Source organism: Rhodopirellula europaea 6C (genome assembly GCF_000338295.1).
GTDB lineage: Bacteria > Planctomycetota > Planctomycetia > Pirellulales > Pirellulaceae > Rhodopirellula > Rhodopirellula europaea.
In genome coordinates this window covers 40,077-51,190 of record NZ_ANMO01000025.1, presented here as the reverse complement: position 1 = coordinate 51,190, position 11,114 = coordinate 40,077, and the positions used below count along the sequence as shown (strand labels likewise).

7 protein-coding genes and 1 tRNA gene are annotated in these 11,114 nt (G+C 54.8%); 2 read left to right on the top strand and 6 right to left on the bottom strand.

Annotated elements, in window-relative coordinates; all coding sequences use genetic code 11:
• Positions 1–1,713: 1,713 nt before the first annotated feature.
• The 6 genes from RE6C_RS02255 to RE6C_RS02230 all read right to left on the bottom strand — a co-directional run bounded on the left by RE6C_RS02255 (position 1,714) and on the right by RE6C_RS02230 (position 6,309).
• Positions 1,714–2,118 carry a hypothetical protein gene (locus RE6C_RS02255; RefSeq protein ID WP_039960995.1) on the bottom strand — a complete coding sequence of 135 codons (405 nt, stop codon included), beginning with the start codon at positions 2,116–2,118 and terminating at the stop codon, positions 1,714–1,716.
• An 831-nt stretch (positions 2,119–2,949) separates the two neighbouring features.
• The gene (locus RE6C_RS33405) at positions 2,950–3,132 is read right to left on the bottom strand and encodes a helix-turn-helix transcriptional regulator (protein WP_008653451.1); all 183 of its coding nucleotides are present in this window, start codon (positions 3,130–3,132) and stop codon (positions 2,950–2,952) included.
• Between the two features lie 95 nt (positions 3,133–3,227).
• Positions 3,228–4,682, bottom strand: coding sequence for a tyrosine-type recombinase/integrase (locus RE6C_RS02245; RefSeq protein WP_008653444.1), 1,455 nt, complete (start codon positions 4,680–4,682; stop codon positions 3,228–3,230).
• 109 nt (positions 4,683–4,791) lie between these two features.
• A tRNA-Pro gene (locus RE6C_RS02240) sits at positions 4,792–4,865 on the bottom strand.
• Between the two features lie 152 nt (positions 4,866–5,017).
• Positions 5,018–5,482 carry a hypothetical protein gene (locus RE6C_RS02235; RefSeq protein ID WP_007328560.1) on the bottom strand — a complete coding sequence of 155 codons (465 nt, stop codon included), beginning with the start codon at positions 5,480–5,482 and terminating at the stop codon, positions 5,018–5,020.
• A gap of 221 nt (positions 5,483–5,703) precedes the next feature.
• The gene (locus RE6C_RS02230; protein ID WP_039961001.1) at positions 5,704–6,309 is read right to left on the bottom strand and encodes an HNH endonuclease; all 606 of its coding nucleotides are present in this window, start codon (positions 6,307–6,309) and stop codon (positions 5,704–5,706) included.
• Between the two features lie 235 nt (positions 6,310–6,544).
• Between RE6C_RS02230 and RE6C_RS02225 the strand changes: the two genes are divergently transcribed.
• Entirely contained in the window at positions 6,545–7,351 is an 807-nt protein-coding gene (locus tag RE6C_RS02225) for a DUF456 domain-containing protein (RefSeq protein ID WP_008653440.1), read from the top strand.
• Positions 7,352–7,518: 167 nt separating this feature from the next.
• The gene (smc, locus tag RE6C_RS02220) at positions 7,519–11,097 is read left to right on the top strand and encodes a chromosome segregation protein SMC (RefSeq protein WP_008653439.1); all 3,579 of its coding nucleotides are present in this window, start codon (positions 7,519–7,521) and stop codon (positions 11,095–11,097) included.
• Positions 11,098–11,114: the final 17 nt, after the last annotated feature.

Genomic DNA, 11,114 nt, shown 5'->3' with positions numbered 1-11,114 from the left:
AGTTGGCCGAGCTTGGCTTTCGTATTGTGGCGGGGCATGACGTGCTGTTTCGCCCCAACATGCTCAGAAATGACTACACGACCGCTGACGATCCGAGAGATCCTTTCACGGACCTGACCGTTCCACCGGATGCTGAAGCGTACATACTTGATCGTTGGGATTTGGATGACGAATGACCGCAGACACGCTTGGCTTGCTTCAAGCTGTCCTCCCCGATTGGTTTCAGTGCTCCCGCGAACCACGACGACGTCCATTGGATATCGAATCACGCTGGGCGTTGTGCCGTCCAGTGATGGGGCGGAATGAACCATAAGAAGAAAAAAGAAATCGTTGCCTCCGAGAGTGAAACGGATGAAGCGTGCTACAAGGCTAGCATCGGCGCAGTCCTGGTTGCCCGAATACACGGGGAAGAATGTGCTGCGAGGGTACTGCAAGCACTTTGGCGTCGATTGGCGATGTGCTTCTTCTGCCATCGCCGATCGGTGGCAGGCCACATCAACCGGTATTTTGTTGCCATTATTCTGGTTGATTCACTAGCACCCTGAGGACCCAAAAATAGTCCGCTTCAGGGCGTCAACCAAAACCAGAGATGCCGTAGAACACGGCGAAAGAAAATCGGGGCGACACGATTCGAACGTCGTAGACCGCCCGTTTTTGGCACGTTTTTTAACGTCGATATAGCGTGTTTTGCGGCGTGAAACGAGTTTCTGCCTTGACACCTTTTGGGTTTTGAAGCCATTGCTGACACCTGCAAACCCAGTGGCTCGCCAAGCAAGGACCGCCGACCAAAAACACCCCATCGTTTTGCTGAAGCGACTCGGCTACTTTGTCAACGGACCCTTACGCTTCGCCTCGGCTAAACGGAAATCGTCATGCTGTTCAAGTGTGCCCTGCTGGCTTCAGTTCTCTCGCTGTCCACCGAACAGGGCTACAGGTCCATGCGACAAAAGCCGTTAGATGTCGATTCGCTCGTCCAAGACTTGTTTGGAGTCGAGAAGTCGGTGACACTTCCGACGTACTTGAGAGACAAGTCGAAGAATGATCTTGAAATGAGCCGTAAGCAGACGCGAGCGAAACTTCGTGAGATGCGGCAGAGGCTACTCGAAAGTAGAGAGCGATCCCTTCGGCAGCAAGAAGAGCGTGAGAAGAGCGTGAGAAGAGGACAGAGGAGCGTGAGAAGATGCTTGAGGAACAACGATTGATTCGCGAACGGAAAGAACAAAGGCTTCTCTGAATTGCTCTGGTCGACGAAGCAACTCCTTGCCCGATACGTTTGACTGGAAACTGTTCGCTGGAGTCACTGGGACGATAGCGGTGTTCACCCGTGCTTCTTAGAAAGGATTCAAAGATGAAACTAAGCGCAGTAGTCCTGGCGGTCTTGTTCAGCCCCCAGCTCAGTCAGGTTGAAGTTGACGATCACGCGTTCAGGATAGCATTGAAGACCAGTCAGGTCGTTGCCGCGATGCGGCCTCACTATTCGTTGTTCACAACCGATGGTAAATGGGACCGGGAGAAGTACCTCGCGTATCGGTGGTCCCAGAGACAGTTTCAGGCACCAATCTGGCGATGGCAAGAAGAGCGATGCCGTGAAAGTGACCGAAGACTGAAAGAGGCTATAGCTAAGATGATGTCAGCATTTGAAAGCCAGTGATCAGGGGCCCTGCCCCACCGCACGCGGCAAGGGCTGGCGTTCATTCGTGAAGCGATTCTAAATCACCCCTCGGGATAGCTCGCCAAGTAAGGCGTACCGATCAACAGGCCCTCACCGGCTCGCTGGAGCTTCTCGGCTTCCGCCTTCGCCTGTTCACCCGTGAAGTGACCAACCAGCTCAGCAGAGCTGCCAGAGAGCCGGTAAACGGTCCACTCGCGGGGATGGAACCGAGTCGCTTCAATTGTGATTGGAGATTCAACCGGCGTCACCGCGATGGAAACCGCTTCGCTGTCGAAGTCGTCAAACTTGATTCGCTTCATCGCTTCATTGAATGTTCCGTGAGTGTCGACGGGGACAGGCTCGCTGTCAAAAAGGCTCAGCGTCAAAGTCTGAATCAGCTCCGAACCGTCAAGTTCGATCGTTCCGAATTCAATCACGTCTGTTCCGTATGCTGGCGCAGTAATCATCCAAAGCTTCCTTGTAGAGTGAAACAAAAAAATTAGCCGCGAAGACTTGCATCTGGTCGACATCCTCGCGACTGATTCGCCGATTGATTCCACCTGAAATTCCTGATATTAACACGATCGGAACAGGGCAGTCCTAACCTACCTGGAGTAGCCCGGAAGATGCTTGATCAGGCTTGTTACATATGGCTCCGGCCGCGCTGAGTTCGTCGGTAACAAGCCGCTGCAAGTTCGATTGGCGATGCATCAAAGAACTTGGGATTCTATAGCTCCATTCGCCCTCTATTTGCTCTTCAGCGTTTCTCTGCCCGCTTCGAGAAAACCGCTTCATAAATAAGGTTTAAGAGTGTTTCGTGGATGGTGCGACGAAATATAGGTGGCTGATCAGCTTCGCGATTAACAAGCTTGGTCAAGGGGCAGTTGTCAAACATTGTGACGCTTTCCCTGTCTTCGAAGCAAATCGAATACGCAGCTTTTCGGGGTCGATACCGCTTCATCCATGAACGCCGCGTGACGTGAAGCGATATCCTTTTGCTGTTGCTTGAAGCTCTGTCGCTTCTTGTCGTTCTTGCTCTTCGTGATTGATGGCAATGCAAACACTTAAATTATTCCTTGTGCGTGAAAGAATCCCCAGCCGCGCGGCGTGGATAACACGCGGCTGAGGGCGCAGCGATTGCCGCTGCTGTGGGTGAAGGTTCGCATCAAGCGACGTTTTGAGACTCAGCCTGTCATAGGCGAGGTCTTTGCAAAAAACTCTTTTCTTGCAGATGGTGCTCAAATCTCTGAGCCCTTTTCGCGGCGAAGGGGGCACCTTCTTCGCGAGTCTTGTCCTTTTCAGGACTTGTTCATCCGGCAGTCATTCGCGATGAACTCGTTGATCTCTTTTTCCCGGTACCTGATCGATCGGCTTCCAATTCGGATCGGCTGGGGAATTTTGTTTTGTCGGGCCAGCGAGCGTACGTAGCGTTCAGTGAAACCGAGACGCTCGGCAACTTCCGACTGTTTCAGAAGCTTCATTTCGACCTTTTTGCAAGAAGGAAAAACGTGAATTTCTAATTTAAACCTACCGGAACTGAGGGGAATTGTCCATCCGTTTTGTACTAGTAATAGTACTAAGGTTCTGCCTTCACGCCTTCTTCATGAATGAACTGATCGCGTAGCCAGTCGATCGCTTCATCGAAACTATGTTGATTGGGCCGGACGTAGTGGCGGTCGGCTGTGCTCGCGGGCGCGTGCCCGAGAAAGTAGCCAGCCCAGCGAGAGAAGCGATCGTTTGAACCGATCTTGCTCGCGGCAGTCTTGCGGAAAATCTTGAAGCTGATTGGCTTTGACCGCTTCATTCGATTGCGAAGGCGCTGCATTGACTTCGCGACTGCGTCAGTGCGATTCGTTTTTTCACCAGCTTCGCGGATATCAACCAGCGGATCGCCGTTGATGTTTACCAAGACCCTTTCGGCTTCCTTGCTAACATGCTTTTTCAGCAGGGAAAGAGTCTCGGGCCAAAGCTTGTAGGTCACGGTCGGGACCGTTTTGTGGTCTCGCGTCTTCGATCGCTTGCGGGTGATCGTTCCTGCTTCAAGGTTCAGCTCTTCGCGGCGAAGGTCGGATATGTCCACCTGCGTCATGCCTGCATTGAGAGCGAGGAGAATGTAAAGCTGCTCCCGCTCTCTCGCGGCCTTGAGCATCGCCTCGATGTCCGAGTCTTCGAAGATCTCGATTTTTGAGTTGCCGACTTCAATCGAGAACTTCCTCGCTGTGATCAGTCTTGGGATTTCGTCAATCAGCTCGCGATGGTAAAGCCAAAGGACAAACTGCTTCACAGCGGCAACGCGATCAGCCTTCGTCTTTGAAGCGACCGGCTGCCCCTTGATGTGAACTAGGTACTGGTCGAGCGTGACCGGACTGACCGCGTCGGCAAGCGAGCTATCGTCCGGCAACCATTTGATGAAGCGGTCGATTTCTCGCTTTACGTTCTCCGCGCGGCGAATGCTTGCGTCTGCGCGGACCGAATCAACAAACCGGGCTGCGAGCGAGGGAAGCTCGCTAGGCACCTCGAAGACGCCCTCCGACTCCCACGGCGGGACGCGAAGCGGAATCTCTGGCGGGGTTGTCTTGGTGTTGTCGAAGAATTTTCTCGGAAGCTGCCAGTACGTCTGCGAGAGTAGCTCGGCGGTCTCTTTCACTTCACTGGTGAAGAATTCGATTTCTGCGTCAGTTGCACCAACCGACCTCGCGATTGAAGCGTTGACGAGCCGGTCGATGTAACGGCGCTGCAGGGCCTCGAAAACTTCGCGAGTTTCTACGGTGTCGCCGTGCTCTTCGAGAACTTGCTGTTGGATCTCGCAAACGAGATGCACAACCGGATCCCAAGACCGCTTGATTGATTCGGCGCTCGCTTCAGCGTCCTGTGACTCAATCTCAGCCTTCTTTGCCTTCCACGCACGAAGGCATCGCTGGTAGCTGGCTAGCTTGCCTTCCGGCGCAGGGAAGTAGTAGGTTTTCCCGCGATGTTTCTTCTGCCAGCGATGCTCTTTCGCCCGCCAAGATAGTTTGTACTTGGTAGCCATCTTCCTGGTTGGTGCTTTGACGCTCGTCCTGACACCCTGGGACCTAAAAATAGTCCACTTCAGGGCGTCAACCAAAACCAGAAATACCGTAAAACACGGCAAAAGAAAATCGGGGCGACACGATTCGAACGTGCGACCTTCTGGTCCCAAACCAGACGCTCTGCCAGGCTGAGCTACGCCCCGATAAGGCAGTTTTCGGACGATCTTGGAACGTCTGTGGAAGACGTTCGCGTCCGAGAAGGCGAGAGATTAGCGAACGTTTCCGTTTCTCGAAAGTCCACTTGGGAGTTCCTGGCCACAGAATTTTTTCAGTGACCGAAATCCCTCGCTCGCATTCAGTGTTGTTGTTGCTGCGCGATAGGTTCGCCGGTCCCGAGTTGAGCGAGAACCTGCAAAATTCCGTTCAGATGGGCCATTCGGGGGCCAAACCGATCGATGAATTCGTTCAGCATGTATTCCCCTTCGACCAAATGATCGCCCGAATCGTCGATCTCTTCGGTCAACGTTTGCAAAAATTCAGTTTGCACTTCGCTGAGCGTTTCCGCGGCGCGTCGGCAGGCCCGAGAAAGTTGCGGGTTGGCGTCTTTCCATTGCTGCAATTCACCCGCACGTTGCTTGTGCATTGCTGCATTTTGTTGAACCAATTCGGTCAACAATTTGGTCTGTTGCTGCTGGCTGACGACCAATTGACGCAGCAACCCAACCGTCAGTTCCTCGTTCGAAACTGGCACGCCAGCGTCTGATTCCGCTGAAACATCGATGCGGAAAACGGGCGATGTGGGGTTGTCGTCGTAGGACATAAGCAATGATTCCGATTCGGGTCCGATGGGGTCGTGTCCGATGATGTCCCGAGTATAACCACGCCGAAAATTGTTTGTCGAGCAAATCCTCATTTTCGGACCCAGAGACACCGGAACGCAACGTTTAAACACGATCACGCCGATCCCGGCGAGTCTGACGACCCTTCGGGATGACGAGCGAAGCCGTTTTCAAATCGTTGGAATTGTTCTGCCCAGACAGGTTATTTAGCCGCTTGCAGGAACGTCTTCCACGAAGCGTAGCGTGGGTCATCTATTGAATGAGTCATCAATAGATTGAACCGGGGCTTGATCGGACGAGACAGCAGCTTCATTCGTGCTTGTTGCGGCGTGCGTCCGCCTTTGCGGCTGTTGCAACGCAAGCAGCAACACACGATGTTTTCCCAGGTCGTTCCACCGCCATGAGAGCGGGGGACGACGTGATCCAGGCTGAGCTTGTGCGTCGGTTCCGCTTTGCCGCAATACTGGCAAGTGTGATCGTCGCGGGCGAACAGGTTCTTTCGATTGAATCGAACCGTTTGGGCCGGCATGCGATCGAACCGCGTCAACCGAGTGATCCGGGGGACCTTCATTTCAAACCCGACGGCTTGAATGTATTCGTCCTCCGGTTGCTTTTGAGCTGATGCCAATTGGCTCAGTTCACACCAGCTATCGAAGTCGTATCCGATGAATTGTCCATCGTCGTTGTCAATGACTTCCGCACAATCGCGATACAAAAGCGTCAACGCTCGACGAACATTGACCACGCGAATCGCCATGTAAAAGCGATTCAGCACCAACACGTTGGTTTCTAAAACCCGTCCGCTCATTGTTGCGTCAGTCCTTTCCTCGATCAGAAAGTTGGCTTCGAAGTTGCTCCATCGTAGCGTTTGGGAAAAGAAGAAACCACAGTTTTCGTCGTCTCTTCCACCTTCGCTCCGTCGTTCCTGCAACGTGACGGGCTGGTTCCCAAGGCGCCAATGAGACGGGAAATTACAGGGTCTGGTTCACCCTCGTGTGTCCATTTTGCCTTTCCACTTCAATTCTTCTGACAGAATTCACAGCATGATCGAACTGCAAATTGCATGGTTGCTTCTCGCGGTCCTGTCGCCAACGGCGTTTGGAATGGTGGCGGAGACCGACGCTGGATCGCTCGCCGAAAATCGCGTGGTAGCGGTCGTCGATGCGGAAACGATGGAGCTTGCGAGCCTTCCAGCCGGACATTGGTTGGCACAAGCGGATCCGGTCGCGACGGAAGAAGCCGGCGGCTTTTGGGCGAGAGTCAGTGATGGGTTGGTTTGGACGCGGGACACGATTCGAGATGTGATGATGCCGATCGGTGTGGTCGCGCTGGGAATCGGGCTGATTCTCGCCTGCACGTTGGCGTGGTTGCTGAATTTGGTCGCTCTGCCGGGCAATTGGCTGGCGATTGCCCTGATGGCGTTGTACGCATGGTTGGGACCGGAAACCGGGCGATGGCAGCTCGGGTTGGTTTCGTTGGCGATCGCGTTTGTGCTGGGTTTGGTCGGCGAATTGGTTGAGTTTTTGGCGGGTGCGATGGGGGCCAGCCGAGCGGGGGCGAGTCGCCGAGCCACGATGATGGCGATTGTGGGTTCGATCATCGGGGCCATTGTGGGAGGAATCGTGGGGCTACCGATTCCCGTCGTTGGTCCGGTTTTGGCGGCGATTTTGTTCGGAGGGTTGGGGGCGACCGCGGGAGCCATGTTCGCGGAATGGAACGACGGGAAGAATTGGCGAGACAGTTGGCGGATTGGCCAGGCCGCGTTTTGGGGCCGAACGACCGGAACGGTTGGGAAAATGGTCGCTGGGCTGTTGGTTTTGGTTGTCTGCGTATTTGGGGTGCTTTTCTGATCACCAGGCGATTTCGATAGTCAGTTTTTGGATCGCCAGGATTGTGGTCCGTTTCACGTGATCGAACTAGGATTTTGCCAGCGTTTTGGCTAGTCTTGATCCATCGAAACCACGTTTCACCCGTCCGTCGTTTACTTCTTCTTTCGCTCCCGGCAACACAATCATTCATGCTCAAAGCACTCGAGCTGGCCGGTTTCAAGAGCTTCGCTGATCGCACGCGGTTTGATTTTCCCGACGGCATCACGGTCGTCGTGGGACCAAACGGTTCCGGAAAGTCGAACATTGTCGATGCGATGAAATGGGTCTTGGGCAGTCAAAGTGCCAAGAGTCTGCGCGGGAAGGACATGTCCGATGTGATCTTCAAAGGGTCACAAACTCGCGGGCCCGCCGGTGCCGCCGAAGCGACGATCATTTTCGACAACAGTGGCGGCCAGATGCCGGTCGACGCTCCCGAGGTCCACGTGACTCGGCGAGTCTATCGCAGCGGCGAAGGCGAATACCTGATCAACCAACAGGCGGTCCGGCTGAAGGACGTCAAGGCTCTGATTCGCGGAACCGGTATCGGGATCGATGCCTACAGTTTGATCGAACAGGGCAAAGTCGATCGGATGCTGCAAGCCAACGCGAAAGATCGGCGAGCGATCTTCGAAGAGGCCGCCGGGATCAGTCGTTTCAAAGCCAAGAAGGTGGAAGCGGAGCGGCGGCTCGAACGTGTGCAGACGAACCTGACACGGTTGGGCGACATCGTTGACGAAGTGGCGACTCGGCTGAAAACGCTGAAGAGCCAAGCCGGCAAAGCAGAACGCTATCGCCAAGCCAGCGACCGATTGAAGGAGCTTCGAACGGTTGTCGCTTGGAACGATTGGTTGACGTTGTCAACGGACCTGAACGAAGCAACCACTCAACTGGAAGCTGCTCAACGACAGCATCGTGAAGCCGACGCGTTGCGGGAGTCGTTGGAAGAGCAACGGCAAGCCGCCGAGATGCAATTGCAGACAATTGCCGAAGCGGCTCGCGAAGCGGAGCAAAGCCGCAGCGAGTTGTCAGGCGAAATTGCCCGCATTGGTGGTCGCCACGAATCGGATCAGACGACGTTGGTCGAACAACGACGCACGTTGATCGGACATTACCGTCGTTTGCGTGCGATGCGAACCGAAGCGGGATCGGCGATCGCAGATTTGCGAAAGACAATCGCTGCGTTAGAAGTCGCTGAGGCTGAGCTGGCCGACGTCCAACAGAAGAAGGAATCAATCGCCGCCAAGCGTGATGCGGAACAAGCGACCGTTCACCGCATCGAGACCACGCGCGATGATTTGCAACGCGATCATTTGGCTGCGGTTCGTCGCGTCGCAGAGCACGAGGCGAATCGAGGCCGGGTGGCTCAGCAAATGCGTGAAGCCGCGCGTGCTCTCGAAGAGATCGCTCGAAATTCGGTGACAGCCGAAGACGGGCTGAAGACGGCTCAACGAGATCACGACGAAGTTGCTCGTAACGTTTCTGAGCTTGAGAAACGAATCACCGACGCACAACGCGAAGTCGAAATCGCCGACGCGAAAGTGTGTGAGACGCGACGAGTCTTGGAACGACGCCGCGAAGAAATTGGATCGCTGAAGATTCGGCTGCAAGGGATCACCGAGCGTGCTCGCGTGCTCGAAGAGCTGCAGCAGAAACAGGAAGGCGTCAGCGGCGGCGTTCGCGAAGTGCTGCGGATGAACAATGCTGAGCTGAAAAAAGATCTGGTCGGTATCGTCGCGGATTGTTTTTCCGTCGATCGGCAAGTCGCTCCATTGATTGATGCCGCTCTTGGACCACGCAGCCAGTACGTCATCGTTCGCGGTGGCTCGGTGAGCGATGCGATTAGCCGTGGCGATATCAAGATTGGCACTCGCGTCGGGATCATCCGTTTGGATGAACTTCCCAATCGGCGTCCCGGCGACAAAATTCGCTTGGACGGGTTGGCTGGTGTGATCGGTCGCGCCGACAAAATGATCGATTGCGAAGTCGAACTGGAACCATTAGTTCGCCATCTCCTTGGCAACACATGGTTGGTCGACACGTTGGGCACGGCAATTGGTTTGCGAAAACTTTCGTCGGCGGGTTTGCGATTCGTGACCGCATCGGGCGACTTGTTGGACAATGATGGATCCAGTGTCGTTGGGCCTCCCGGCGGCGAAACCGGATTGGTCAGCCGGCGCAGCGAGTTGGCGGCGGCGAAGTCCGAGATGCAGCACTACAGCTATCAGATTGCCGAAGCTGAAAAAGAAGTCGGTCGCTTGACCGGTGTTGTCGATAGCGAAGCGGCCGAGCTTGGTCGTCACGAGCAGGCGATGCGGAAATGGATCACTGAACACGCGGCGGCAGAAGCCAAACTGCATCACGTTGCCGAGCGATTGTCGGCTCGTCAGGCGACCGTGGACGAACTCAAACGATCGTCGGCGTCACACAACGAATTGCTCGCAACGGCCAAACAACAAGACGGCGAGCTGGCTGTTTCGATTCAACAGGGAAAGCAAGAGATCGAGACGCTGGAAGCTCAGCGGACCGAAGTCGATGTTCAACTGACCGCGGCGTCGGAGCAACTTCGCGAAGTGCAATCCGAGGCGATGAGCATTTCGGTCGAGGCCGCACGTAGCGAACAACGCGTTGAATCGTTGACCATCGCTGCCGATGTGGCTCGTCGCGATCAAGGCCAACGCGAAGCGGCGAACCAAGAAGTTCGCGACGCGATGAATCGAACGCGAGAGCGGATCACTGAGATCGAAACGCGAATCTTGGAAGCCGACAATCGCTTGGCGGAATTGATGATCGCAATGGAGTCGGCCGACGCCAAACTGCAAGTCTTGGCCGCGGAAGCCAATCAAGAACGCGAAGCCACTCGCCGAGTCCAAACCGAATCGCAAGCGGCGATCAAGGCCGTCGCGAAAGCAACCGAATCCGTCGCGACAATCAGTTCCGCTCGCGATGCCGCGGCGCTGAAACAAGCGACGTTGGCCGATCGAATCGCCGAGGATTATCAGATCGACCTGCGGAATGATGAGCCGCCAGAAGAACTCGCTGAAATCGAGGATCGATCATCGGTCGATGAAGAGATCAGTCGTCTTCGAGGCCAGGTGCAAAACGTTGGCTCGGTCAACATGGAAGCCTTGGAAGAACTCAACGAGTTGCAGGTTCGCTATGACGAGCTGCATGGTCAGTATCAGGATTTGACTGCTGCGAAAGATTCGCTTCAACGCGTGATCGCTCGGATCAACGCCGATTCTCGGCGGTTGTTCTTGGACACGCTCGAAGCCATCCGAATCAACTTTCAAAAGCTGTATCGCAAATCATTTGGTGGTGGTCATGCCGATCTGATTTTGGAAGAGTCGGACGACCCCTTGGAAGCCGGTGTCGAGATCGTTGCCACGCCTCCTGGGAAACCGAGTTTCAGCAACTCGTTGTTGTCCGGTGGTGAAAAGGCATTGACGGCCGTGGCTTTGTTGATGTCAATCTTCCAGTATCGGCCCAGCCCGTTCTGCGTGCTGGACGAAGTGGACGCGCCGTTCGATGAAGCCAATATCGGCCGATTCGTGACCGTGTTGACGGAGTTTTTGGATCAGTCCAAGTTCATCGTTGTGACGCACAGTAAGAAAACGATGACCGCGGCGACAACGTTGTACGGTGTCACGATGCAAGAGTCCGGGGTCAGCAAACAAGTCTCGATTCGGTTCGAAGATGTCAGCGAAGACGGACAAATCAACGCCGCGTAAACGCGATTTCTTGCTCG

What these genes read in the sequence shown, in the direction of transcription:
- RE6C_RS02255 (WP_039960995.1), bottom strand. Translation starts at nt 2,118, where the DNA reads ATGATTACTGCGCCAGCATACGGAACAGACGTGATTGAATTCGGAACG.
- RE6C_RS33405 (WP_008653451.1), bottom strand. Translation starts at nt 3,132, where the DNA reads ATGAAGCTTCTGAAACAGTCGGAAGTTGCCGAGCGTCTCGGTTTCACT.
- RE6C_RS02245 (WP_008653444.1), bottom strand. Translation starts at nt 4,682, where the DNA reads ATGGCTACCAAGTACAAACTATCTTGGCGGGCGAAAGAGCATCGCTGG.
- RE6C_RS02235 (WP_007328560.1), bottom strand. Translation starts at nt 5,482, where the DNA reads ATGTCCTACGACGACAACCCCACATCGCCCGTTTTCCGCATCGATGTT.
- RE6C_RS02230 (WP_039961001.1), bottom strand. Translation starts at nt 6,309, where the DNA reads ATGAGCGGACGGGTTTTAGAAACCAACGTGTTGGTGCTGAATCGCTTT.
- RE6C_RS02225 (WP_008653440.1), top strand. Translation starts at nt 6,545, where the DNA reads ATGATCGAACTGCAAATTGCATGGTTGCTTCTCGCGGTCCTGTCGCCA.
- smc (WP_008653439.1), top strand. Translation starts at nt 7,519, where the DNA reads ATGCTCAAAGCACTCGAGCTGGCCGGTTTCAAGAGCTTCGCTGATCGC.